The organism is Arcicella sp. GW821-FHT09D11 (assembly GCF_059416265.1).
In genome coordinates, this window is the sequence record NZ_JBWKOV010000004.1 from 68,960 (window position 1) to 95,154 (window position 26,195).

The following is a 26,195-nucleotide window of genomic DNA, read 5'->3' on the forward strand; positions in this document are numbered from 1 at the left end:
AAGCACGACAATAATCCCGAAGGGATGAAATATTTATAGCATCAAAGATGCCAACCACGCACTAATTCGACTCCGTAGGAGTCTCACAGCTTAGGTGTTATTTGTTTTTCTATAAATATACCATCCCTTCGGGATTGGGGTTGGTAAAAGTTCTCTTTTTAAAAAACATTATTAAATCAAGCGATGAACACCATTCAACTAAGTCAAAAAACACTGCAAGCTGGCGTGCCTACCGTGGCCCTTGAGAAGCTCACCGAACGTCAGCACGAAATTGTGAAAGCAACCCACGGCACACGCATTGGGCAGATGACCAACGCGGAGGTTACCAAACTGGCAGGCGAAGTTATTTTTACCGCCAAAATGAGACTAGGGTATAGCCAGTCGCAAGGAGATGAATTGAAGGCTGAAATAAGATTGATCATAAATGATTTACGAGAGTATCAAGGACTTACACAGATGGAAGTTCAACTAGCGTTGAAGGCTGGACTTAATGGCGAGTTTTCTCCTGATGGCAAAGTATTCTTTTCCTCCTCCAACTTTGTGCAGTGGCTACGCAAATGGGTAGCCGACAAAAAACAGCCCGTCATGAAACAATATACCGCCCTTGAGCAAGCCAAAGAAAACGTGAAAATAGTCCCTACAGAAGCCGAACAAAAGGAACTTTGTAGGCAAATAGCCCAACAATATGCCGACATCAAGCGCACACATCCCGACTTTGAAGTACAAGTAGCCTCCAGCCTCTACGACGACCTTGAGCGGTTTGGTATCTGGAAAATGGAAGTGAATGAGAAGAAAGAGTTGTTTGAAAAACTACAAAGGAAATATACAAACACTACCCATCAGGAACTCGTGCTGATAGCTAAAAATATAGCCTATAATCGGTTTATAGCGGAAGTTGCCAAAGAAAAACTGATGGCATGACTTCAAGTCATGCCATCAGTATAAGTCGTCGCTCACTCATCAAAGGACATTACAGTCCGTTACCACTAACAATATACGTAACCACACCATTTAACACAACCATAACCCCTCAAACACCATGAAAACACCTTATGAAATTAACTGTATTTGCGAACACCACTATATACGTTTTATGGAAAACGGTATGATTCAACATGAGAAATTCAAGGCGTATGTAATAGAGCAGTGTCGCGTCGTCTTGATAGACCCTAAGAAAAGTAAGGAAAAGCTAGCGACCGAAACCGTGGCACTCAACCAGAAAATCAAAGATACCGTCAGCAAGGTATTTGACAGATGGATAGGGAACTATCATCAACGTACAGGCTACCATGATTGGCGACTTTATAATAGGATTTTGAATTTGAAGTGAGTACTAATCTGGTCGTAGGTTCTCCTACGACCTACAATGATAATGAGCGTCACGCTCATCTTAGCATAAACATTTGATAAATTTCGAGTGAGACGCTCTTCTGCATTTAGGGTCGTAGGAGAACCTACGACCAGCGTTTGAACATACAATCAGCATTTATTACCACCTAAAGCTCAAAAATGACACCCCCTGTCTAGGCAATTTCATTTTGATAAGGGCTTGTCCATTTTTAGTATTAATCCATTCTGGCGAGGTTAACAATTGCAATTGTCCTGCTTTTTCTAATACCTTGATTTGCTCGGCTGTAGGTTGTTTTGGCGACCCCATGCTTTTCCAAACCTCATAAGCATTGCTGTTTTCTTTATCAATACGATAGTGAAAAAGCTGTACTTTTAATGCTGGCAAACCTTTTACCACCACCTCCACCGTAGCATCTGCCACTGGAACGTTATCATCATGATAATTCCAGACCATCACGCCTGCCGAATTGGTGCTTTTTGAAGCAAGTGCATTAATATCAGCCTCGCCACGCACGCTTTCGTCACGTACTTTCTTGAAATCATAAGCCAAATTTTGGGTTACTTCTACTCTGTTTCCTTCCATCATACCAAACATACGGAACACATTCAGCACGGGTTTATCTACGCCGTTGGTCGCTAAATCACGGAAACCACGGAACCATGCTTGGTCTTCAAACTCGAATGCCCATGTAACAGCCCCCAACAAGTTTACACCTCTAGCCTCTGCCAATTCGTATTTTCTGGCAAAAGATGCCGCCGTATAACTTGAATACATGGTGCTATTACGGTATGCATTTTGTGGGTTCAGATCTTCAGAACAAGCCGCACATCCTTCTGGGTCAGACTCACCGATGATAATTGGGAGTTTTTTCAAGCTTGGATACGACGCCACAATTTCAAAGCCTTTGTCAAGGTCACGCAATTGTGTACCCATGTTCATTTGTACATGACCACTCACTACTTTCGGTCCGCCTTTGGCATGGTAAGTAATGAAATCCAAGGGCGAGCCTGTCTTGCCCGTTACGTAGTTTTTACCTTTGGTTACGTGGTCGAGGAAGGTCTTCAAAAAGATAGCCGACTTGTCCCAACCTGGTCCTGTTACTTCTGGTCCACCGATTTTGGCCGATGGTAAAGCACGTTTTACAGCATCTGCCGAATAGTCGTATAGCTTGATATATTCTTCGGTTGTGCCTTTCCAGTAGCCAATGTTAGGTTCGTTCCAAAGCTCCCAATACCAGCTTTCTACCTCTTTCTGACCATATTTTGCTACCGAATGTTTCACCCATTGGTACACCAACTCAGCCCATTTGTTATAATCTTTGGGCGGATATGCCCAGCCCGTATAGATGTCGTTATAATTATCACCCGGCTTCCAGTGGTGACGATAAGGCGTTGGGTGGCTCGACAATGCCTCGGGCATAAAGCCAATTTGAGCGATGGGTCTCATGCCACGCTCGATGAAAGTATCAAAGATTTTATCCACAATCGTCCAGTCGTAAATCGGGTTTCCGTTGGCATCTTCGGTGTAAGCATTGGTAGAACCCCACTTCAATGCCGCCGTGCCGTCGCCCGTCACGAGCAAGCTGTGTACCCTGACATAGACTGGTATTTTACTAAGTTGCGAGATTTCTGTGAGCAATTTCTTGCCATCTTTCATATAAGTATAGTTGGGTTCGTCATAGCCAAACCATGCCCAGATGGGTTTCATGGGCGCTTTGGTTTTGGCTAAATCAACCTGAATCGACACAGGGGCCTGTTCCTGAGCAAAGGCTGGGACAGACATTCCCACAGACTGGGCTGCCAATAATAACAACAATGATGTTTTTCTAAAGAGCATAGTTATTGATTTAAAAATGTTAATATTTTAATGATATGGTTTATGTATGATTATGCTGAAAAATAAGTGCTCCCCCTTTCTATTAGCGGGTGACTTAAGTCACCCGCTAATAGAAAATGAGCTAAAAAAAGGTTGACAAAACAAGTATTTAACAACCCTGTACGGGGCAATTGACGTTGATAAACTAACGCAACTATCTATACGAATACATCCAAATAATGCACCTCCTCTGTAATAGGCATAATGCCATGTTTTTGCAGACAGTTGAAATATAGGCTATCTCCCGCTTTGAGGTGATAGTCGATTTCGCCTACCGTCATCTTCATTTCGCCACTGATGATATAAATAAACTCCTCGCCCTCGTGGTGCAATAGGTGCGGTTTTACCTCACCCTTTCTAGCCACAAACAGCATAGGCTGCATTTTCTTCTGGTGATATTCCTGTCCGAAAGGATAAAAGAAATAGCCCTTATCGGTTTGTCTGAGGTTATCTTCCGCCTTTTGTTTAGTCGTAAGGATGGCATTCAAAAACGCCTCCGTTTCTAGCAGACTGGAAATATTAGTCCCCAATGTATTAGCAATTTTGATAAGCGCCGCCACCGAAGGAATCGTTTTATTGTTCTCGATTTTCGAGATCATGCTTTTAGACAATTCGCTTCCATCCGCTACCTCTTGCAAGGTTCTTTTTTGGTTAGTTCTTAATATCCGAATGCGGTCTCCGATATTAATATTATTGGGTTCATCTGCCGCCATATTTTCAATGTTGAATACTTTGTTTTATGATGTTTACCTTTATTCAACAAAGTTGAATGCAAATGTAAGCGTTATAATTGATTTTGCAAGTTGTTTGTAGAATATTTGCTTACTGACTAGTTGTGAGTGAGTGATTGAGTTGTGATTTATTGGATAATATTTGTTGCCCTACTTGGCGTCTTTTAGATATTTCAACGGACAAATATTGGAGTGTGTAAAATAGGTTATCCGTCTTAATCTCGAAGGGATTAAGACGGATAACCTATTTTTTTTCTCCCCGACTTGCCTATTGCTCGGTGCATTTATTTCAACACAGTGGCGGGTTTGCCAAATGTTGTTAGCAAATTCAAGAAACTTACCAAGGTTCCACTCTTTGTGACGGTATTGTCGAAATCTCTTCCAAATACAAAAGTCAACACCATCGACTTATTGATGGTATATTCAGCATTAAGGGTAAGCCTCCACGAAGGGTTGATTTTTAGCGCAGGGTCGTCCTGTTTACTTACTATCGAACGATACAGCGCCTCGCTACTTACCAATATATGATTATCGATACCCTTATAAATCAGTCTGCCACCAATATCGAAGGTATTCACATCTTTACTTTGCAAGACATTATTAACATCAGCAAAAGCTTTGTCAGGATTTTGTAAATACCTAGCCATTCCTATTACAGACAAATCTTTCCACTCTCCACCACCAACAATCCAAATACCAGCCTTGGCTACTTTCCCTGAGCCTACTTGGTTATTGGGATAATCCCAAGCCACCCCTCCAGCTACATCTATAAATCCGCCTACTCTGGCATAGTTAATTTTAGTAGTAAGTTTTTTAGCCATCGCATAAGCCTCTGCCATCTTTTGCTCACTAAGCGTCCGGATTCGTTCATCACGCTTCTTGGTATATTCAACGTCTTTCTTTCTAAGCTCTTCGATTTTTTTTGTATCAAGAGGTACTACTTCCAGTAAATCATCCATCTGTTTTTCTACACTTGCTATGCTTTCATTAATGCTGATTATAACAGAGTCTGTTTTTATAATATCTCTACGAAACTTTTCTATTTCTCTTAAAATACGGGTACTCTCTTCAATTTGGGCAGTAGTTGCCGAGTCTAATTTTCCTCTTAGCAAAGAAATCTTGAAGCCAACCCCAAACTGAGACTTATTCATTTTAATAGAAGTATCCTGTTTATAAGCGGCCGATATCACTAAGCTTTGGTAGATATTATCAGCCGTAAATTTTCTACTGTTATAATCTCTCAAGGTAATATTCTTGCCTCTAAAAAACCACTTTGGGGCAATATCCAAGGCAAAATTCTTTGGGATAGTTGTAAAACTATTCGAGGCATTCTGGAATTGCAAGCTAAGAGCCTTAGGGTCAGTAGGTTTTTGAATATCGTTGGGCGAAATACCAACCAAAGCTGCTCCTGGCGATGCAGGCGACTTCAACATATCTAACACATAGGTTGAATCTTTCTTTTCATCTGCGCCTCCATTAGTCTGTCCGACTGATGTTTGTATCACTCCCACAAGCAGACAGAATATCAGGCACAATAGTGTATAAGTATTTTTCATAGTATTAAGCTATTATCTGTATAGGTTTAAAAAACTTTATTTTAAAGGTAAACATCACAATCTGTCCTTCTTTAGCATCAAAAATGTCTGAATTAAATATTTGCTCGTTTTTACCGCCTGTCAATTTATACCTAATAAACATTCTGTTTTGGGGATTATTAGGATTATTTATATCATGAACATGGGTAGTGACTTCAAGCTTTTTTAGCCTTAAGACTGCACTATTTCCTAAATCTACCTCAAAATCCCCTTCAAAAATATCATCGCCACTCGAGCTCAATAAATTCTTTAAATTCAGCTCAACATTCGAAACTGCATTTTGTGCAAAGCCAATACTTACTGATAATGTGATTTTCTTATCCTCACTAGCAAGTTCGTAAAAGTCAACAATCGGATTAGGTCCCATGTATTTTTTGTTTAAAGATTTAAAAAATAATTATTATTATTTGCTGACCAAAAATAATGTCTTACCACAAAATAGCTTTAAAATCCTGAGTTTTTCTATCTGAAAACTTATTATACGGTAGAAGTATCACCTAATATAGAGTAGGGACGTAGGGCATACGTCCTTACCTAGCGAATCCCTACCAATAATTCAAAAACTCTTCCTTAATTTTGTTTTCGATACTAATATTTAACTGATGGAAGAGAAAGATTTTGTACCTGCTATGCTTACTGCCCAATGGAAGACCCTTCAACGGGGGCGTAATGCAAAATTCAGGTCTGGGCGGTTCCGCGATTCGATGATGAAGCATTTATCCCTGCAAGAATCTCAGGTAAATACTTTCTATGCCATCATTAATGGCAAGAAGACTGTAGAAACGGGTTACATTAAATATGCGATGGATTTAATGAAGCATTGTTTGTTGATAAAATAGGTGGTTTATTCTTCATTTTATAGTAGGGTAGTAATCCCAAAGGGATAATAACAGAGAACTTTCTATCACCCCTACGGGGTTTTGGTGATGTAATTATTTTTGTTTGCTACAATCCTTTCATCCCTTCGGGATTGGTTCCCCGCAGTCGCTCGTTTCTAACGAGTGACGACTATTACAAGGCTTCCAGCCTAAAAAACTACGGGAGTTGAAAGCCCAAGACCGACATCCAAAACCCCACAGCTTCCCTCCAACATTTCAGCATTTAATACTGTTTTTGTTCATTAAAATAGTAAAACCAGATATAAATACCTGCTTTTACGATGATAAAACAGGTATTTATGACCTGTTTTATTGAGTATTACTATGATAAATTTGTAGGGTAATATTACAAGGGGAGTTCTGAAACCACTTTAATAAACGGGGCGTTACGGAAAAGCCAAACGAGTACGAAAAAACCTTTTATCTTTTAAACTATGGAAAATACCCTACAAACACAAGCAGATGTTGCTGAAACTGATTTAACCACAAGTGGTTTTCAATTTAGAACGCCCGCTGCCATCCAAGATTTTTCAGATACTCCTGCAAAACAGGAGGCGATGAATGAGCTTTGGAGTGCAAACCTCAATGGTTTTACCCAACAAGGAATGTTGAGCAACCCGTGGAATACGACAAATACGCCCCCGACGACCAATTATTACAACCCTGTTGAGAATAACCCAAGTAGTGTCACGGCTAATGTGCAATGGAGTGCATTTCCGGGCAGATTAGCTTATAATTACCCAACAGCGTCTCAAACAGCCTTAGAACAAATGGCAGACACAGGCGTAATGCCTGCGCCGATTTCGGATAATCCATGTGGTGATACAGGAAATGCCGTTCCGTATTTCCCTTATGGCCCTAGAGGCTGGCAAGATGAATATTGCGAATGGGCTGTGACTAGAAACGCTGCTGGGCAAATTACCAGAATTGATTTTACTTGTGAAAACCCCGAATATTGGAATAGCTTATGGTTGATAGACCCTAATAAAGTGTTGGCACTGTATCAAAGCATTTTAGGTAAACCACAAATCACCTTAGCAGACCTAAGCGTGCCTAATATCACTGACCCCATTACCCAAGGGCCTGTTTATAATCCCCTTAATATATGGAATAGTGGTCCTGTTTCAAGTGACACACAAGGCGGAGCCATTCACCTTACCAGTACGCCCAACACTTTACAAACAGAAATAGGACTCGCTACGGCAGCCACTGTTCAACGTAATAATCCTAGCACTGGGAATACCTCTTGGCCATCAAGTGCTTATAATGCCCTACTTTGTGATGCTCAGTATGGACAAAAACATAGAAATAGCGACCCTAACATTGGCGGTACTGTAAACAGTTTTGTAACGGCTGCCAATGTAGTAACCTTAGCAGACCCTCCGGGGTTATATATCCAAACACCTGATTTTTCTGGTAACAATTATGTAGCTCCCAACGGTGACGACGCTGCTGCTTATTGGACAGTTGTCAGAGGTTCGGAAACACTAAATAGTCAGGATGGCACAAAACTACCGGGTAATTTTATCTTGCATGCCGTGTATGAAGTGCCTGCCGACAAGGGCTATACCGTAAGCGATATAACCATTAATGGAAGTCCTATCGAGTGGGGTTCTCAAGTAGCGGCTACCTTTAAAATGCAAATTGTAGCGAGTGCCTATCAAGGTACAAAACCTGCTGGATATGACCCCGTAGGAGACACAACTCCAGCCGATACATTTGCCCAACCAATTCAATTATTTTACGAAAGCTATTTTAATCAGGTATACAATACTAGTGTTCCGAATCCAGTAGATAATCCTATTTCATTGCTGAGCAATAGCACATTTATTCCTCCAACCGTTTTTATTGGCGCAAGCTCGATACAAATGGTACTTATCTGTGGCACTATTACTTATACCGAAGGACAGCCATCAACCTATCCAACAGTAAGCTTCACCAATGCGGGAGTAACTGCTACGGTGACGGCGGTACAAAATAATGTTTATTATGCCGTTCCGGGGAATAGCAAGCCTAGTAATAACTATGCCTTATACATAACGGTTTCTGTGAGCGAAAATGCCTCCGCAGGAGTAACAGGTGTGTATATTACCAATCAAGGACAGGTGATTAGCCAAGCCTTGCCAGCGTTGCTTTCGGTATTACCTATCACGGTTCAAGCAGCCATTCAATGGCAAAACACTGGCGTAGAAGTGGCGCCGTCTAGCTTATTATCTATTTCTTATGTGAGTGGCTTATGGACGGCCAATCCTCAAGACAATAATGGGCAGTTGTATAATGCTAATGGTACGCCTAGTAATATTCCAGCCCCAGCAGGCTATACCATGCCCGGACAAAATGAGGGTGCCTTAATCGGGAAAGTAGGCGATACGGTGTTTTTCATTGGCATGGGTACGACTATTCCTTCAAACCTTTCGGGTGAGTTATTACTATGTATCAATGACGATTTGGATGGTACTTATGGACAAGGTTTTGCGGATAATGAGGGTAGCATTATCGTGAAGGTTACTAGTCTTTAGGTTGTCGGTTTTAGGATATTTTCAAGGTCGCCATGCCATTTGTATGGCGACCAACATAACGCTCTTAATGGCTCATTGTATAAAATGAACTTACCTGATATGACTATAAAAAAGATGAAGAAGGTAGGGCTACTACTTATTCTTCCAATCATATTTATCAATATGATTGCTTCCAATCATCAAAAAATACAGCCAAATTCCTTTGTGGCGGCATCGGATTCATGTGCTTGTTATTCAACTAGTTCCCTTTACAACATTCAGGTGTATTTTAACAACAATGTGCCAGGGGATTTGAATTCATTCAACAATCAATCTCAGGTAGATTGTTTTGCTTGGCAAGAATTCATCGCCTTGAATTGGCCCGTGAATGCTAGCAGTAGCTTTGGCACGCCTTACGACTTGGCGGCGGTACAATGGGAAACGTATATGCCCAGAGAAGTTTTGTTCCAAGACCAAGGCATTAAGCCTCCGAATTGGGGAACGTTGGTGTCAGATAAATATGCGAAAAAGTTCAAGACTCAACGCATGTTGATGAACAAAACAACTACAAAATTATTAACGTTTACCAGTAAGATTGAAAATTCAGACTCCCTCAATGTCTTTAATGTCGAACAAGCAGCGCCTTTGGGAAAACCTAATTGGTTGGGTAGTCAGAACGGCAAGAATGTCTGGTATGAAATCCTGCTTAACAAAGATTATTACGACTTTGTGGTTCAGAAAGGATACTATAATGCCGTCACTCAGCACGATTCTGTGAAGGCAGGGCATCCCATTAATTTTCCTCAGGGAGTTTATAACGGTAAAACAGGCGCCATAGAACTAAAAGCTGCTTGGATGGAAGTAACCGATGCTCAGTCACCTCAGTGGGCTAGGTATAAAATGTCGCGTGCTACGGTACTTGACCCTGCGACCAATCAACTAAGGACAACAACGGTAGCCTTAGTAGGATTGCATATTTTACACAAAACCACCAACCAGCCAACATGGGTTTGGGCTACTTTTGAGCAGGTAGATAATGCCCCTAGCACTACGACGGTGGGCAGTCCACCGTACGGATATAATTTTTATAATGCGAATTGCACTCCTCAACAAATAAAAGTAAAAACAAAAACGGGAGATTCGTTAGTGACAGTTTCGTGTACGCCTAATCAATCACCCCCTTATTATCTAAATCAGGCTGCTTCGGTACCCATCCAAATAACAAGAAGTAACCCAATTGATGTAAACGATGCGGTTCCGATAAATCAGCGAATGCAAAATAGTATCAAGAACGTATATCCTAATTCGGTATGGCAATACTATCAGCTAGTAGATGTGATATGGTCACAAAGTGTTCAAAAAGACCCCACAACGCCGATTGATGCACCGAGAAAATTAAACGCATCAGCCATGTTTAGTGGCGTTCCGATTGTTGCCAACACAACCTTAGAAAGCTACGTCCAGAAAACAAGGACCTGTACCAGTTGCCATGTTTATAGTACGATTGCACCTTATCCCTTAGATACCATCAACAATGATATTTTTGGAGATTTTAGCTTTGCCATTAAATTTGCCAAGTATAAAAAGACTTTTACAAAGCCGTCTAGTAGTAACCTAAAAACAACACATCCTAATCTGAAAAGTTTGAAAAAGGCAATGAAAAAAGTTGCTCTTCAATAGTCGAGAAGGAGTTGGGTGGAGTAATCAGTTCCCTTTCTCTTACCTGGTGACCTAAGTCACTAGCTAAGAAAAAGGGTTTCCACTTTTATTGGCGTCCTAGAAATAATTTTAGGCTGGAAGCCTTGTAATAGTCGTCACTCGCTTGGAAGCGAGCGACTGCGGAGAGCAATCCCGAAGGGATGAAATATTTTACCCAAGGCTGGTGTCTTCACCAGCCCTCATCCAGCAAAGGGAGTTTCGCCTTTGGTGGTGTTTTCACCGCCAAATTATGCCTCAGCCACGTCATTTAGTTTTGATAAATGGTGCGTTGCTTTCGCACGTGTTGTTGGAGAACGAACGCTAACAACGGTGGGAAACTCTTATTTCTAGCGAGGGACTTAAGTCCCTCGCTAGAAATAAACACGTTGATTATCAATTATTTATATACTTGTTGATAATCAATAGGGCTGGAAGCCTTGTAATAGTCGTCACTCGCTTGGAAGCGAGGGGCTGCGGAGAGCAATCCCGAAGGGATGGAATGTTTATAGCACCTTATACCCTACCACCACCATTTACAATGATTTGTTGACCATTTACCCAAGCTCCTTCTGTACTAGCAAGAAATGCCACTACACCTGCGATGTCCTCTGGTTCGCCCATTCTTCCTAGGGTCATTGCTTGCCCAATCCTTTCCAATTCTTCTTTTGAAACCTCTTTTTCCATTAAAGGAGTCTTTGTTGGACCAGGGAAAACACTATTCACTGAAATTTGACGATGACCAAGTTCCTGTGCCAATATTTCAGTAACTACTTTGCCAGCGGCTTTACTAGGAGCATAAATACCAAGACCTGCTGCTGGATAAAGTGAGCTTGTGGAAGAAATCTGAATAATTCGTCCACCATTCCTAACGTGTTTGGCTGCCTGTTGCAACACAAAGTAGGTTCCTTTATAATTTACCGCATTGATACGGTCGAAGTCAGCTTCAGAAACATCAACAATGGGAATACCCATCACCGCAATACCAGCATTGGCTACAACAATATCAATACCGCCAAATGCCGTAACAACAGCACTATAAAGCTTAGTGATTTCGGCTACCGAACTAACATCAGCTTGAAATCTTATGGCTGATCCCCCAGCTTCTTTGATTTCATTCACTACTTCATCGGCTTGTTGGGGGTTCCCCATGAAATTAACGGCTACTGCAATGCCGTCTTGTGCTAAACGGATGGCAATAGCACGACCGATACCTGTTGCTGCACCTGTTATTAATGCTACTTTTTTTGTTGATGCTGTCATGGTTGTTTAATGTTTACCCCAAAAAAATCGTTTTTTTTGTTGATAGAAGCATTACTGTTACTTCCTGCAAATGCTAATATTTTCATGGTCTTCGTTTTATTTTGTCAATTTAATTTTTCCGTATTTCCCAGCATAAAAATCCCGATAGGCATCTGCTATTTCGCCTTGGGTGTTCATCACAAAAGGGCCTTCGGCTACTATAGGCTCTGTATATTCTTCACCACCAAAAAGTAATATATCAATGGCTAGGTCGGAGGTGTTTTTTAGCTCAATTTCACCTGCTTCTCTATCAAATTCTACAAACTCTCCTTTTTGAAATTCAGTATCGTTTAATACCGCATTTTGCGTGGGTAAAAAAGCAGCAACTTCAATTTTATCTTTTATTTCAAACGAAAATTGTTTCCCTGCATTCAATTGAATATGATACAAAAACTGCTCTGAATAATTTGGAATAATTGAACTCAATTCTTGGTAGTTTCCTACAATTACTTTTATAAAACCAGCTTGGTTAGGCAATGTTTTTTGTGGTATATCATTGGCTTGAATCGCTATGTGGGCAGGTTTTTCTGCTTTGTTTTTAGCGGGTAGATTAATCCAAAACTGAAAACCGTGTATATATTTACTATCCGTTTGGCTATCGTAATTAAAATTCTCATCGTGGATAATTCCATTGCCTGCTTTCATCCATTGTGCCCCGCCCGAATGTATTTTGCCAGTATTACCAGCACTATCAAAATGTTCCACTTCGCCTTGAAGCACATACGTCAACGTAGCAATGCCCCGATGCGGATGAGCCCCCATGCCATTTGTAGTGATAATTTCTTTGATGGCTGGCGCTACATAATCCAGAAACACAAAAGGTCCAACTTTGTCGGCGTAGCGATTGGGCAACATTCTACTGATACTTAAAGGGCCTAAATCGGCACTATTTCCTTTTGTTGAAAAACTTGTTTGCTTTTTCATAACTATATGTTTTGATGGTGTAAAATTGCACCCGAACGAAGCCCTAAAACGATGAGATTTGATAAAAAAAAGCGTTGACATTTATCAACGCTTTTTGAAATTTGTTTAATACCATACCGTTTGAACTTGATATGGCTATTATTCAGCAAAACTACCACCGCTCATTGCTTTCATAAAAGCTTGCGGATTCCAGTATTCACGGTAGTTTACAATAAGCCCATCACGGAAAGTTACAAAAGTGGCATAGCTCATTTCATAAGGATTACCATTGCTAATTACTACACCCGATGCACTCCATTCAGCAATGGCCACATTAGCATCATCAGTAGCATAGATTTTTAAGGTAGGGATAGATTTTACATCTATAAAGCTTGGGTAATTGCGTAAGTATTCATAAAGTGCTTCACGACCTTCAAACCTTGCAGGTGTACCTTCTGGGGCAAAAGGAAATTCGGCAACTACATCCTCAGCACAAAGCGCAGACCACCCTTTCATATCCTTGGCAAGAAATGTATCTAAACTATTACGAAGAAGTTGAGTAGCTGCTGAGTTTGTTGTATTGTCCATTTTATTAAAATTTAATGTTTTTTCTTTATTGATTTAACGTTACAAAATTGCATCATTGGCAAGCCCTGCAACGATGAGATATGATAAAAAAAACCGTTGACATTTGTCAACGGTTCTGTAAAATGGAGCATTAAAATGGAACGCTACTTCATCGCTTGTTTTCTGATTCTGCTTAAAGTTTCTTTGGTAATACCCAAATAAGAAGCAATGATGTGTTGCGGAAATCGTTGGATAAACTGGGGGTGATTATCTGCAAATTCTTCATAACGTTTTTCGGCCGTGTTACTGATAGTAGAGCTTAGTCTTCGTTGGTTAGCAATGGCATTTCTTTCGTCCATGAGTCGTATCATTTTTACCAATGCAGGTATTTTTTCCATTAAATCCAGCATTTCGGCCCTTGTAATAATCAGCATTTCGGTATCTTCCCAAGCATCAATATTATAATTGGATGGCGTAAGCATAATAGAACTTTCACGGTCGCCTGCCCAATAGTTTTCGATGTACAGGTGTACTATATGTTCTACGCCTTTGTCATCTACACTGTATTGTCGCATAGCACCTTTTACAATAAAACCAACGTATTTACAGACATCACCTTCTTGCAAAAAGTATTGTTTCTTCCTTAGCTTTTTGGGTTGGAAAGTCGCTTCAATTAAGGATTCTTCTTCGCCTGTAAGGGGTAAATTAGCATATTGGTTGATGTATGCCAAAAGGTTTTTATACATTGATTTTGATGATTAAATTAAGCAGATGCAAAGGTAAGGATTATGAGGTAGGAAGTATTAGTTATGAGATATGAATTATGGATTATGAGTACCTTTAGTTCGCATCTTAGATGCTGGAGTGCTGGGAACCTCGTTCAACGTCGGGGAGGTTTAAAACCCTGACGATTACCCACATCTTTTAAAAAGTTGAAATGAAGATGTAATTATTGATAAAATTGTTTCAAATAGGCTTAAATCGCCTTTCAAACTAAGCTTTGGTCGCCTCATGCCACAGCCTGACTACTTGAAACTCTTATTTCTAGCGAGGGACTTAAGTCCCTCGCTAGAAATAAACACGTTGATTATCAATTGTTTATATACTTGTGGGTAATCAGTAGGGCTGGAAGCCTTGTAATAGTCGTCACTCGCTTGGAAGCGAGCGACTGCGGAGAGCAATCCCGAATGGATGACATATTTATAGCACAAAAAACCCTTATCTACCCCTTGATTCGACTCCTTAGGAGTCGCAAAACATAGAATGCTGTTCATTTTCTTTTTCTATAAACATTTCATCCCTTTGGGATTATCCTTACATGATTCCCAAAAATTGCTCTTCTATTTTCCCTCCATAATAAACCAAGGAACAAATGAAATATACCTTATCGGGTATATTTAGGCTATATCTTTTCCATATTATACCCTATCAGGTATAATTTTATTTATATATCTCCATAATTTATGTATTTCTCTTGATATTATACCCTAAAAGGTATAATTTAGGCAAATCAATTATTAATATACCCTATTGGGTATAATCAGATGAAGATTGTACAGTTTATCAAAGAGAAAAGAAGGAATTTAGGGCTGACTCAAACTGACCTTGCGGCCAAATCGGGCGTTGGGCTTCGCTTTGTTCGAGATTTGGAGCAAGGAAAGCCTACTTTAAGACTTGATAAAGTCAACCAGATTTTAGCCCTTTTTGGTTCAGAGGTGGGCGTAATTAGAAAGGAGGTCGAAGATGAGTAGAAAAGGTAAGGTATTTTATCAAGACCAATTAGCAGGCATTATTACTGAAAACGAAGACGGATATTATTTTCAATATGACGTGGCTTACCTCAATAGTAATGATTGTCCTGCTATTTCTTTGACATTACCCCTCACGGAGAATGCTTATTTCAGTAAAATATTGTTCCCCTTTTTTGATGGACTCATTCCTGAAGGTTGGCTATTAAACATTGCTATCGAAAACTGGAAAATAAATCCGCGCGATAGAATGGGCTTATTGTTAACGGTTTGTGGCGACTGTATCGGTGCGGTAAGTATCAAGGCTTTAAATGATGAAGACCATGAATAAATGTTTATATTGCTACCAAGCCCTAAAGGATAGTGAGAATGACTTTCACTCGAAATGTGCTAAGAAACTATTTGGTGTAGGTGCTGTTCCTGAGATTGCTTTTGGCAAAGAAGAACTTCAAGAAATGGCAAGGCAACTCATCATCACAAGTATTGCCGTAACGGGTGTACAGCCTAAACTTTCTTTGGATTTGGAGAAGATAGATACACGACATCGTAGGTTTACGATCGTTGGTTTGCAGGGCGACTATATTTTAAAACCTTCTTCTGATGATTACCATCAATTGCCTGAAAATGAAGACTTAACGATGAATTTAGCGACACTATGTGGTATAAAAACGGCTGAACATACGCTGATAAGACTTACTTCGGGTGAGCTAGCTTATTTAACAAAACGATTTGACCGAAAAAAAGGGAAGAAGATTCATGTAGAAGACCTATGTCAATTAACAGAAACATTAACGGAACATAAATACAGGGCGTCGATGGAAAAGGTTGGGAAAACTATCAAAAAGTTTACTACCAATGCTGGATTTGATATCATTACCTTTTTTGAAATCAGTGTATTTTGTTTTTTAACAGGTAATGCAGATATGCACCTCAAGAATTTTTCTTTGATGAAAAACGAAATCGGGGAAATTCAATTGAGTCCTGCTTACGATTTGCTCTCTACAAAACTGGCGATGCCTCAAGATACAGAAGAAATGGCGTTAACCATCAACGGGAAGAAAAATCGTTTAAAAAGAACTGATTTCGATATTTTTGCCAGCACCCTTGGTATCAACGAGAAAGTAAAAGAGAATATTTATAAAAAGTTCAGCCTAAAAATTCCCTTGATGCTGGCGAAGATTAACGAAAGTTTTTTAGACGAAGCATCCAAACAATTGTATAAAGACTTGATTAATAATAGGGCTATTGTTTTAGGATAGATTATGCTAACATAGGTTCATTTTTAGGCTGGAAGCCTTGTAATAGTCGTCACTCGCTTGGAAGCGAGCGACTGCGCAAGTTTCAATTCAACCTGCGATATTCATTGGGTGAATAGCCTACGTGTTGTTTAAAGGAACGACTGAAATGTTGCGGATACTTAAACCCTAATTCATAGGCTATTTCACTAACTGATTTGCTCATGTCAAATATCTTCTCTTTGCCGATGTCCATCAGCTTTAGTTGAATATACTCTTGGGCAGATTTCCCTGTTTCTTTTTTGATTAAATCACCAAAATAATTGGCCGACAGATTCAGTTGCTCTGCACAATACCCCACTGATGGCAAACCCAATAGCTGGGGTTTTTCAGAGGCGAAATAGTCGTTCAAGAGTGTTTCAAATCTTCTCAAAATGCCCTTGTTGGCATTATCTCGGGTGATAAATTGGCGGTCGTAATAACGGACACAATAGCTAAGGAATAGGTCAATGTTGGCTACAATCAACGTTTTGCTGTGCTTATCGATGGTCTGTTTGAGCTCAGATTCTATCTTCATAAAGCAGTCGTAGATAATTTTACGCTCGCTTTCGGATAAATGAAGGGCCTCGTGTACTTCATACGAAAAGAAAGTATAGTCATTAATATGTCGCCCGAGGGAAGTACCTCGAATCAAGTCGGGATGAAACAATAACGCATAGCCTTGGGGCTGAAAATACTCTTTGTTTTCAATACCCATCACCTGCCCCGGTGCTACAAATACCAAGGTGCCGTCTTCATAATCATAATAATTACAGCCATAACGCAAATTCCCGCATTTGATGTCTTTGAGATAGATGATATAAAACCCAAAGTACATACGGGCATTTTGTTTAATACCGCCCTTGGAAAGGTCAATCACACTCACCAAGGGGTGGAGGGTCTCGTGGTTATAATAGGCATTATATTGCCCTATTGTATCAAATTTTATGATGTTTTCCATAACCTTATTGTTTCTTCTTATATCAAAGTTAAGGGTAATCTGTTGGTTTTTATCACGCCCATCCCTCAATCAGTAATAATGGTACGTAATCCTGTAATTGGTATAAGAAGCTTTGAAAAATAAGAGAGAATTTTGTAGGGACAAATAGGCTATCGGCTTTAGGATGTCAGCTTTGGGCTATCGGTCATCGGATGTCAGTCATCGGCTTTGGGCTATCGGTCATCGGATGTCGGTCATCGGCTTTGGGCTATCAGTTAACAACATGTTAATTACTGATTTATAAGACTTAAAGTCTTTAGTCTAACATCATTAAGTCTTGTATCTTTGAGTCTTTAGTCTAACGTCTTTAAGTCTTGTATCTTTAAGTCTTGTATCTTTAAGTCTTATGTCTAACGTCATTAAGTCTTGTATCTTTAAGTCTTTAGTCTAACGTCTTTCAATCTCTTATAAAAAAACATCTCAAAAAAATGGAAACAGCTTCTAATAACATCCCAAATCATATTTTTCCACAGGGCGATAGAGGGTCGGTAGACTATTTTACTGGTACTACATGGGTGACGATGTTGGTACAAAAGGGTGGCGACATCAATTATAGCGTAGCCAACGTGGTGTTTGAACCTAATGCTCGCACCAACTGGCATACGCATCCAGCAGGACAAATATTACTGGTTACTGATGGCGATGGTTTTTATCAGGAAAAAGGCAAACCTGCACAGCCTATTAAAAAGGGAGATACCGTAAATATTCCTGCTAATGTGGAACACTGGCACGGCGCGGGCAAAGATGGTCGCCTTGTGCATATTGCTATTAGTAATTATAGAGACGAGGTAAATGTCACTTGGCTACAGCCAGTCTCGGGAGAAGAGTATGGGAGTGTTGTGGAATAGCGATAGGATTGAATTTAAGAGTGCTGCGGTTCAGTGTTTGTTGATATTATTTCCGGAATGCTTGCCATCAGTAAACATCAGGAAAAATCTGAGATTGTTTTTCGGCTGGAAGCCTTTTAATAGTCGTCACTCGTTGGAAACGAGCGACTGCGTGTTTTAACAAAATCATCAAAAAGAACTATGAAAATCAAGAAAACCTGCTTTGCTATCGGCATATTGATAGCTCTATTTTCGTCAAAAAGTGCATGGGCACAACATAAAAATTTAATGGTACGTATCGCAAAAATTGAAGTAGATTCCGCTCAATTAGAAAGCTACAAGGCTATTCTAAAGACTGAAATCGAAACTTCTGTACGGGTAGAATCAGGGGTTTTGAGTTTGAATGCCGTAGCCGATAAGAACAATCCTACGCATATTACAATTTTAGAGGTTTATGCAAGCGTGGAGGCCTACAAGGCACATATCGAAACGCCACATTTTAAAATATACAAAACTTCAACAAAGGAGATGGTAAAGGCGTTACAACTTATTGAGGTCGACCCTATTATGTTGGCTAATAAGCATAAGAATCCGTAGTATTTTTAGCGAACCAACATTTATTATCTAAACATTAACATTTTTCTTCACCTTTGAAACCAATTAAAAGCAAGTTATTTTGCTATGTCTTGAACAAAACTTTACAACAAAAAATGGAAACAACAAACGTAAAAGCCTACGGTGCACAGTCGAAAGAAGCATCATTAGAACAATTAAATATAGTCCGTCGCGAAGTAACGGCTAAGGATATCGAAATCGAAATTCTATATTGTGGCGTATGTCATTCCGATTTACATACCGCTCGCAACGACTGGGGAGGAACGGTGTATCCAGCCGTGCCAGGACATGAGATTGTGGGTAAAATAACGAAAGTAGGTAGCGAAGTAACTAAATTCAAGGTTGGCGACACTGCTGCGGTAGGCTGTATGGTCGACTCGTGCAGAACGTGTGAAAGTTGCCAACACGACTTAGAGCAATATTGCATGACGGGCTTCACGGGTACGTATAACGGCAGAGACAAACATTTGGGCAAACAAACTTTTGGGGGTTATGCCGAAAAAGTGGTGGTAGATGAACACTTCGTTTTGAAAGTACCTGAAAACCTTGATTTGGCGGCTACAGCTCCTTTGCTTTGTGCGGGCATCACGACGTGGTCGCCATTAAGACATTGGAAAGTAACCAAAGGTAGCAACGTTGCCGTGATAGGCTTGGGCGGTCTCGGACACATGGCTATCAAACTTGCCAAGGCATTGGGAGCGAATGTTACGCTTTTTTCAAGGTCTCCAGAGAAAAAACAAGATGCCTTCGACTTGGGGGCTGACGAGATTGTTATCTCGACAGACAAAAGTCAGATGTCGGGAGCCAGAGGGAAGTTTGATTTAATCATTGACACCGTTCCGTATATTCATGACGTTAATCATTATATCCCAACATTAGGCATCAATGGCACTATTGTATTGGTAGGCTATCTTGGTCCACTCGACCCAATGTTGAATACCGTTCCGATGATTATGGGTCGTAAGTCTGTTGCAGGTTCGTTAATCGGCGGTATTGCCGAAACGCAAGAAATGCTTGATTTCTGTGGTGAACATAATATTACGTCTGAAATAGAAATCATCAAGATGCAAGACATCAATGAGGCCTATGAGCGTATGCTAAAAAGCGATGTACATTATCGTTTTGTGATTGATATGGCGTCGTTGAAGGAATAAAATTTGCTTTCGAGATTATTTGCCCCTATACATTCCTAGGGAGGGAATTAATTCCCTCCCTAGGAATGTACAGGACTTTTAGATTTTCATTTAAAACCTACTGATTACCAACAAGTTGATAATTAATTGATAATCAACGATTAACAACCTCATCCCCCAACCCCTTCTCCTTCAGAGAAGGGGAGCATACCTTGGTGCTTAGAGCTCCCCTCTCTGAAGGAGAGGGGTCGGGGGTGAGGTTTGAAGAACGATTTAAGCCCATTTGAACCAATTTTATCAATAATTACATCTTCATTTCAACTTTTTAAAAGATGTAGGTAATCAGTAGCATTTAAAACCTCATCTAATTAACCCATCATTAGGAATGTAGACAATCAGTATATTTTTAACGCTACAGTGCTTCATATGATTGTTTCTTATCATGAGCCATTAGTAACTATTTTTTGAACGTATCCCTACAAAATACCCCTCTTATACGTATATTCCCTATCAAGTACAGATTTTTAATCAACAGTTCTTAATAACACGCTTTACTATCAGGTATAAATACCTGATTTTGTAGGACTTATACTTTATTTTATGCCATAAAAATTGTTTTTTTGATAATCTTTAATTATCTTTGGTTAGCTTATTAAAGTTATCAAAATCATTGTTCTTTTAAATTGCTTAACTATACGGTTTTAATATTATCCAAACAAACAACCAAGGCTATGCAACTAACAGTACAACAATCTGAATTTATCATACCTAAGTGTCAAATCAAAGCCTTGAGTGTTTTTGATGAGAATTTAGCGCACTATTCCCTAGCTACAGAAGTCATCAAACCAGAAATGCCTATTAATTACCGAGGCACAATTTTTTTTATCAGCAACCGAGTATACTAACACACCATAATTTTATTTCTTAAAAGTCAATTTGTGTAATCTTTAGGCGGTGAATTAATTCACCGCCTACGGATATTGTTGTTTGATTGTAGGAGAAGCTACGACTAGATTCGGATACTATAATCCTAATAAATCCCGAAGGAATAAAAGGATTATAGCATTCTTGTTTGGTTACCGAACATTTTTTATATTTGTATCAACAAATAAATAGTATACACCGTATAAAACAACAAATGATTGAAGTATTGGAGGAATCAAAAGCGAATCTGAAGAAACGATTAGAGGTAGCACTTGAAAGCCTAACAGATGATTAAATCAACGAATACCTTGATGCTATTCTGAAAATAAACCAAATCATTGAAGCACTTAAAAACTAAAAAGGGAGTGAAAGCCTCCAATAAAATGATGGTACAAACGGTTAATGTCAAAACTGATGATATTCTCAATCAAGCCAAGGGACTTATTGAAGAGGCAAAGAATTTTATGCTTTCGGAAGGAAAGGTGATTGATTTAAGCAACTGGCTTACCATCAAGAACTATTGCAAAAAGTATGATATTGCTGAAGAGTCGTTGGTTACGAATTGGATTCGTAGGGGTATTATCTCTCAAGAAGATATCCATATATTTCCTGAGTTTAATAATATTAGATTAATCAGGGATAAAAAATATAGATAGACCGTCAGGGTTTTTGTTTATAAGTCCTAATCTCGAAGAGACGCCCGCCTCTGGTCGTAGGTTCTCCTACGACCCTAAATGCGGAAGAGCGTCTCGCTCGAAATTTATCAAATGTTTATGCTAAGATGAGCGTGACGCTCATTATTATTGTAGGTCGTAGGAGAACCTACGACCAGAGGCGGGAAACTGTGGAAATCAATCCCGAAGGGATGAAATATTTATAGCACCTCCATAGGAGTCGCACAGCGTAGAAAGATGTTCGTTTGTTTCTCTATAAACATTTCATTCCCTCAGGATTGATTTGGATAAAACTTACTCTTTACGCTCGCTTTGTGTGGTCATAGATTAGAGTAGGTTGGTGAGTTAGGGGTTTAGAAGGCGATGCCTAGTCCGTAACTAGGCAACCTTATAAAATGCGTTGTATTTTTGCAATGTAACATTACTGGTACACACTGACGTAGTCTAAGACTACGCCAAGCGGGGGCAGCCAATCGCTAAGCGGGGGGCTAGAAGCCTACTGATTACCCACATCTTTTAAAAAAGTTGAAATGAGGATGTAATTATTGATAAAATTGGTTCGAATAGGCTTAAATCGCCTTTCAAACCGAGCGTCAGTCGCCTCATGACATAGCCTGACTACTTGAAGTTCTTATTTCTAGCGAGGGACTTAAGTCCCTCGCTAGAAATAAACGCGTTTATTATCAATCATTTATATACTTGTAGGTAATCAATAGGGCTAGAAGCCTAATAATAGCAGTCACTCGCTTGGAAGCGAACGACTGCGAAAACCAATCCCGAAGGGATGAAAGGATTATAGCAAACAAAAATGATTGCACCACCAAAACCCCGAAGGGGTGACAGAGAGCTTTAGCTTTCTATCACCCCTTCGGGGTTAAATGTTTCCTGATTTCACGGCTTGCTATAATCCTTTCATCCCTTCGGGATTTGGCGTTCCCCACTACCAAACGCCAAATCAATAACCCCGATAACTGACATTCGAACCCCGAAGACCGCAAGCCGACATCCAAAGACCGAAACCCGAGGACCGAAACCCAAAGACCGAAAGCCGAAGACCGACATCCGAAGACCGACATCCAAAGACCGACATCCAAAGACCGAAACCCGACGACCGAAAGCCAATAACCTACCCTCTACGCGCTTCCCCCAAAATAGCCTCATACTCCAACTCTGCATCAGAAACTAACCCTGATTGGGCGATGGCGGTTTTTTGAGATAGGAGGGGTTGGTTGCCGTTGGCGGCTAATAGGTTATTGATTACCTCTTTGTTGTCGCGGAGGGTGAAGGGTACTATCTCGGGCTTGATACGCACATGTTGGACGTCGTTGGCTAGGGTGGTGTTTAGCGTGCCGACGAAGGCTTTGATGATGTTGATGCGTCGCTGAAGGTATTCGTCGAAGATTTCTCGCTTGTCTTGTACCTTCAAATGGGCATCCAGAAACAGCATTTCTAGGGCAATGCCCGAGATTTGGTTCAGCCCTTTTACCGACTCAAAACTAATATCTGGCGTCTGCGTCAGCGAGTAGATTAGCTTGAAAAGCGTGTCTATTTCCAGCTTTACGCTCTCGGGGGCGTGGTCCCACGAAAGGTATTGTGCCGTGGCACCAACCGACCCTTGGATGATGGCGCCGGTTTCGCCCTTTTTGGCAAAGCCTTGTATTTCGCCTTGCACAAAAATCTTCGGTGCGCCGTGGTAGTCGTTGGTGTCGGCAAAGTTGGATAATAGCGTTTCCAATCGCTCGATGATGTGCTGAACGTCGTGCCAGTCGGTTTGCTCTGCTTGTCCGAACACAACGGGGATTTTGCCGATGATGTTGGCGGTACGGCTCACTTCCGTCCAAGTTCCGCCTTGTGGTTTTGCCCAAATCAGGGTCTCTTCATCTGTATACGTTTCAAAGTATTCGGTGGTTTTGTTGTCGATGTCTTTGAAGGAAAACTGTCGCGAGAAGGCCACCAAGTCTTGATTTTTGTTGAAGAATGGATACAAACGGTTGCCGTCCCAAGGTGAAATTGGTAGTACTTTTAGCTTGAATTTCGACGAGAATCCGTACTCATTGCTAGGCTTGGCGAGTTCGGTGATGTACCAAATTTCGGCAAACTGTGTGGTGCGGAGGATGTCCTTGCACATCCTGCGATTAAAGGAGTCTATCTTGTTGTCTTCCAGTATTTTATGCAATGCCGACACGACTGCCTTTTCATTGTCGGTACTAGGTTGGGCGTGTAATACTACGGGGTTGCCAAAGGCAAACGACGTGGCAGTGGATACGATTTTGTTCTGAAACGCTATCGGAATACGCCCTACTTTCTCTACCCGTTGCTCTTCGTTGTCGGTGCGCACTATCTTGTCGGGGCGTTTGGTTTTGTCCAACACGCTGTGTCCGTCTATTTTATACTGTTTTTGATAGGTTGCAATATTGACGTCGTCGATGTTCGACTGTAGTATTTGGATGGAATCGGCAATCGATTCGGTTTTGGTGATGTCTATTACTTTCATGTGGTTAGAAAAATTTTGCTAAATCATTAGCAGTTTTATTGAAATTAGGGAGGTGATAATCAAGGGCATAGGCGATTAAATCCACATATTCGTCGTGTTCCTTGACGGGAAATCCGCAGACTTCATCGACAAAATCGTCGTTCCAATTGTCCGAAACCAAGTACACCCTGCCACATTCTATCTTCGGACTTTGGGCGTTCAAACGGGTGGTTTTGTCGTCCTTGGGCGAGGGCGTTTTGGTGATATTCAACGACGTTTGTGCCGATAATACTTGGATGATGGAAAGCCCATTTGCCTTGGGTTCTATCCTGATACTGCTGTTGTAGGTATAGCCATTGGCTAGGGCAAAGTCGCTCAAAAACCGCAACAGCTCTGGAAATTTATAATATACCTTTTTGGCTTTGGTGATATACAAGGCATTCCCGATTTGGCAGGTGGCTATTATACCGCTTGGGTCGTTTTCTTCCGAGCGGTTCGTATAGGCAGTATCGGCAAAGAAAATGATAGGTTCGGTAGTGTGTATACGTTCAAACTCATTGTTGGAAATATACTGAAACCATTCTTTTTTAATGATGTTCCCGCCGTCTTCGCTTGGCGACTGTTCGTACTGGTTGGCGTAGCCACGACTGCCCAAATCTACCTTGGCTTCTTCCAAGACAGTCCTGTTCAAACGGTTGATGTCCAACAAACCATTGGTGTAAAATTCCTTTAGTTCGGGCGGACTTACCTTTGTGGAGACCTCCGCAGGTAAGCAAAGATGCCTGATGCTTTCGCCTTTTTTATCCAACAAATACCCCGTTACGTCCTTGTCGTGGAGGCGTTGCATGATGGTTATCACGGGCGTATTTTCTTTGTTTACCTTTCGCGATGACAACGTCTTGGTATGTTCGTTCGCCGTCTTGCGGTCGGCATCAGAGGCCGCCTGCGAGGGGTTCAGCGGGTCGTCAGAGATAATCACATGGGCGTGTTTCCCCGTGATGGTTCCGCCCGTGCTGGTGGTGTAGCGTGCGCCAGTTTGGGTGTTTTCATAAGCCCCTTTGGACGATTTATCTCGCCTGATAACCACTTCTGGAAATAACCTTTTGTATTTCTCTGCCGTAATAATGTCCCGACTTTTCACGGAATGCTCTATCGACAAATCGTTGGAATACGAATTGGTGATGATGCGGATACTGGGGTCTTGCGTCCAGAGCCATGCAGGAAACATAATCGTGCTGATGGTCGATTTAGTAGTGCCGGGGGGAATATTAATGATGAGGTCGTAGGGTTTCTTCTCACGACTGATGATGGACTTTGCGAGGGTTTGTAGTTCGTCGCACAGCAAAGGAATGTGCCAGTTGTACACAGGTTCTTCTTTGATGACGACGTCCCAAAAAGACTGCACGAACTCGAAGAACGAGTTTTTACAGGCTTCCCTTTCAATGGCAATCAGCAGGCTATCAGGTATGTCGATATTAGTTTTCAATTTTTCGGGCGATTAATAAGAGTTGTTTTTTTTCGACTTCGGTAAAATCGTCAAGGTTCACCATCCTGCCAGTAGGGGTGGGTGGCTCACTATTTTTGGCATTATTCAAATTTCGTTCGGTTGCGTATAGACCTAAGAGTTTCCTGCGTTCCATGAGCTGATAACGGATTTCGGAGATATACCGAGGGTTGCCGTATTCCTTTACATCTTTGGTGGCTTGCTCGGTGTCGGTCAGGCTAATAAACGTTTCATCGTCGAACAGGCTGATTTGCTCTTTTTCTTTTTTGCTGACCGATATTTTACCTTTCTGTTTCGCCGAATGCTGTTGATAGTCGGTTTTGGATTTCTCCCAAGCTTCCCACAGTTCGGTAATCGCCATGTCTATGCGTTCGAGTTCCAATTGAATGGCTGCATCGATATTGCCCATTCTCTGCCGTCGCCATTCCTCGACTAGCAAAGCAATATCCGCCCGAATGGTTTGGGGGCTGATGGCTTTGTCGGAAGCCATCCGCTGTTGTGCCAACTCGGCTATCTTCCTGACGGAATAGCCCTTTTTGTATAAATCGGCTACGATTTGAAGGCGATGTTGTTTTTTCATGTGTTGTAGAAAAAGGTATGTATGTAGCACGAGTTTCCAACTCGTACA

The 26,195-nt window shown here is 40.9% G+C and carries 25 protein-coding genes; 13 read left to right on the forward strand and 12 right to left on the reverse strand.

All coding sequences use genetic code 11. The features are described 5' to 3' along the window. The first annotated feature begins 306 nt into the window (after positions 1–306). The gene (locus AC07N0_RS13125) at positions 307–921 is read left to right on the forward strand and encodes a hypothetical protein (protein WP_494589529.1); all 615 of its coding nucleotides are present in this window, start codon (positions 307–309) and stop codon (positions 919–921) included. Between the two features lie 118 nt (positions 922–1,039). Further along, positions 1,040–1,330, forward strand: coding sequence for a hypothetical protein (locus AC07N0_RS13130; protein WP_494589530.1), 291 nt, complete (start codon positions 1,040–1,042; stop codon positions 1,328–1,330). 159 nt (positions 1,331–1,489) lie between these two features. Here AC07N0_RS13130 and AC07N0_RS13135 read toward each other — a convergent pair whose 3' ends face one another. From AC07N0_RS13135 to AC07N0_RS13150, 4 genes are all read right to left on the reverse strand, one after another. Then, positions 1,490–3,133: a GH39 family glycosyl hydrolase gene (locus AC07N0_RS13135; protein ID WP_494589838.1), complete on the reverse strand. Its 1,644-nt coding sequence runs from the start codon at positions 3,131–3,133 to the stop codon at positions 1,490–1,492. A 251-nt stretch (positions 3,134–3,384) separates the two neighbouring features. Further along, positions 3,385–3,939 carry a helix-turn-helix domain-containing protein gene (locus AC07N0_RS13140; protein WP_494589531.1) on the reverse strand — a complete coding sequence of 185 codons (555 nt, stop codon included), beginning with the start codon at positions 3,937–3,939 and terminating at the stop codon, positions 3,385–3,387. Positions 3,940–4,241: 302 nt separating this feature from the next. Next, a complete protein-coding gene (locus AC07N0_RS13145) occupies positions 4,242–5,513 on the reverse strand; it encodes a hypothetical protein (RefSeq protein WP_494589532.1) in 1,272 nt (423 codons plus the stop codon). A gap of 4 nt (positions 5,514–5,517) precedes the next feature. Continuing rightward, positions 5,518–5,919, reverse strand: coding sequence for a hypothetical protein (locus AC07N0_RS13150; protein WP_494589533.1), 402 nt, complete (start codon positions 5,917–5,919; stop codon positions 5,518–5,520). Positions 5,920–6,154: 235 nt separating this feature from the next. On the opposite strand from AC07N0_RS13150, the gene AC07N0_RS13155 reads away from it, so the two are divergent. From AC07N0_RS13155 to AC07N0_RS13165, 3 genes are all read left to right on the forward strand, one after another. Further along, the gene (locus tag AC07N0_RS13155; RefSeq protein ID WP_494589534.1) at positions 6,155–6,391 is read left to right on the forward strand and encodes a hypothetical protein; all 237 of its coding nucleotides are present in this window, start codon (positions 6,155–6,157) and stop codon (positions 6,389–6,391) included. A gap of 473 nt (positions 6,392–6,864) precedes the next feature. Further along, positions 6,865–8,949 (forward strand): DUF8225 domain-containing protein, encoded by a 2,085-nt coding sequence (locus AC07N0_RS13160; RefSeq protein ID WP_494589535.1) that lies wholly within the window; start codon positions 6,865–6,867, stop codon positions 8,947–8,949. A 99-nt stretch (positions 8,950–9,048) separates the two neighbouring features. Next, a complete protein-coding gene (locus AC07N0_RS13165; protein WP_494589536.1) occupies positions 9,049–10,608 on the forward strand; it encodes a hypothetical protein in 1,560 nt (519 codons plus the stop codon). 531 nt (positions 10,609–11,139) lie between these two features. On the opposite strand, the gene AC07N0_RS13170 is transcribed toward AC07N0_RS13165, so the two are convergent. From AC07N0_RS13170 to AC07N0_RS13185, 4 genes are all read right to left on the reverse strand, one after another. After that, the gene (locus AC07N0_RS13170; RefSeq protein ID WP_494589537.1) at positions 11,140–11,886 is read right to left on the reverse strand and encodes a glucose 1-dehydrogenase; all 747 of its coding nucleotides are present in this window, start codon (positions 11,884–11,886) and stop codon (positions 11,140–11,142) included. A 96-nt stretch (positions 11,887–11,982) separates the two neighbouring features. Then, the gene (locus tag AC07N0_RS13175; RefSeq protein WP_494589538.1) at positions 11,983–12,849 is read right to left on the reverse strand and encodes a pirin family protein; all 867 of its coding nucleotides are present in this window, start codon (positions 12,847–12,849) and stop codon (positions 11,983–11,985) included. Positions 12,850–12,987: 138 nt separating this feature from the next. Then, positions 12,988–13,416 carry a nuclear transport factor 2 family protein gene (locus tag AC07N0_RS13180; RefSeq protein WP_494589539.1) on the reverse strand — a complete coding sequence of 143 codons (429 nt, stop codon included), beginning with the start codon at positions 13,414–13,416 and terminating at the stop codon, positions 12,988–12,990. A gap of 143 nt (positions 13,417–13,559) precedes the next feature. Beyond that, on the reverse strand, positions 13,560–14,141 hold the full coding sequence (locus AC07N0_RS13185; RefSeq protein ID WP_494589540.1) for a Crp/Fnr family transcriptional regulator: 582 nt from the start codon (positions 14,139–14,141) through the stop codon (positions 13,560–13,562). 798 nt (positions 14,142–14,939) lie between these two features. Here AC07N0_RS13185 and AC07N0_RS13190 point away from each other — a divergent pair. The 3 genes from AC07N0_RS13190 to AC07N0_RS13200 are packed head-to-tail and all read left to right on the forward strand — an operon-like array spanning position 14,940 to position 16,402. Further along, positions 14,940–15,146 carry a helix-turn-helix transcriptional regulator gene (locus tag AC07N0_RS13190; RefSeq protein WP_494589541.1) on the forward strand — a complete coding sequence of 69 codons (207 nt, stop codon included), beginning with the start codon at positions 14,940–14,942 and terminating at the stop codon, positions 15,144–15,146. Further along, positions 15,139–15,474, forward strand: a complete 336-nt coding sequence (locus AC07N0_RS13195) for a HipA N-terminal domain-containing protein (protein ID WP_494589542.1) — start codon at positions 15,139–15,141, stop codon at positions 15,472–15,474. Before AC07N0_RS13190 ends, AC07N0_RS13195 begins: the two co-directional genes overlap by 8 nt. Then, a complete protein-coding gene (locus tag AC07N0_RS13200; RefSeq protein ID WP_494589543.1) occupies positions 15,467–16,402 on the forward strand; it encodes a HipA domain-containing protein in 936 nt (311 codons plus the stop codon). The genes AC07N0_RS13195 and AC07N0_RS13200 overlap by 8 nt, the downstream gene beginning before the upstream one ends. 82 nt (positions 16,403–16,484) lie before the next feature. Here AC07N0_RS13200 and AC07N0_RS13205 read toward each other — a convergent pair whose 3' ends face one another. Then, positions 16,485–17,378: a helix-turn-helix domain-containing protein gene (locus tag AC07N0_RS13205; protein WP_494589544.1), complete on the reverse strand. Its 894-nt coding sequence runs from the start codon at positions 17,376–17,378 to the stop codon at positions 16,485–16,487. A 467-nt stretch (positions 17,379–17,845) separates the two neighbouring features. Here AC07N0_RS13205 and AC07N0_RS13210 point away from each other — a divergent pair, with 467 nt between their 5' ends. The 4 genes from AC07N0_RS13210 (at position 17,846) to AC07N0_RS13225 (ending at position 21,572) form a co-directional block, all read left to right on the forward strand. Further along, on the forward strand, positions 17,846–18,265 hold the full coding sequence (locus AC07N0_RS13210) for a cupin domain-containing protein (protein WP_494589545.1): 420 nt from the start codon (positions 17,846–17,848) through the stop codon (positions 18,263–18,265). Positions 18,266–18,532: 267 nt separating this feature from the next. After that, positions 18,533–18,841, forward strand: coding sequence for a putative quinol monooxygenase (locus AC07N0_RS13215; RefSeq protein WP_494589546.1), 309 nt, complete (start codon positions 18,533–18,535; stop codon positions 18,839–18,841). Positions 18,842–18,954: 113 nt separating this feature from the next. Beyond that, entirely contained in the window at positions 18,955–20,013 is a 1,059-nt protein-coding gene (locus tag AC07N0_RS13220) for an NAD(P)-dependent alcohol dehydrogenase (RefSeq protein WP_494589547.1), read from the forward strand. 1,286 nt (positions 20,014–21,299) lie between these two features. Continuing rightward, positions 21,300–21,572: a hypothetical protein gene (locus AC07N0_RS13225; RefSeq protein WP_494589548.1), complete on the forward strand. Its 273-nt coding sequence runs from the start codon at positions 21,300–21,302 to the stop codon at positions 21,570–21,572. A 1,144-nt stretch (positions 21,573–22,716) separates the two neighbouring features. Here AC07N0_RS13225 and AC07N0_RS13230 read toward each other — a convergent pair. Further along, a complete protein-coding gene (locus AC07N0_RS13230) occupies positions 22,717–24,084 on the reverse strand; it encodes a phage portal protein (RefSeq protein WP_494589549.1) in 1,368 nt (455 codons plus the stop codon). 4 nt (positions 24,085–24,088) lie between these two features. After that, the gene (locus AC07N0_RS13235) at positions 24,089–25,204 is read right to left on the reverse strand and encodes a hypothetical protein (protein ID WP_494589550.1); all 1,116 of its coding nucleotides are present in this window, start codon (positions 25,202–25,204) and stop codon (positions 24,089–24,091) included. Between AC07N0_RS13235 and AC07N0_RS13240 the strand changes: the two genes are divergently transcribed. Continuing rightward, the gene (locus AC07N0_RS13240; protein WP_494589551.1) at positions 25,188–25,349 is read left to right on the forward strand and encodes a hypothetical protein; all 162 of its coding nucleotides are present in this window, start codon (positions 25,188–25,190) and stop codon (positions 25,347–25,349) included. The genes AC07N0_RS13235 and AC07N0_RS13240 overlap by 17 nt on opposite strands. 189 nt (positions 25,350–25,538) lie before the next feature. On the opposite strand, the gene AC07N0_RS13245 is transcribed toward AC07N0_RS13240, so the two are convergent. Beyond that, the gene (locus AC07N0_RS13245; RefSeq protein ID WP_494589552.1) at positions 25,539–26,147 is read right to left on the reverse strand and encodes a hypothetical protein; all 609 of its coding nucleotides are present in this window, start codon (positions 26,145–26,147) and stop codon (positions 25,539–25,541) included. Between the last annotated feature and the right edge of the window lie 48 nt (positions 26,148–26,195).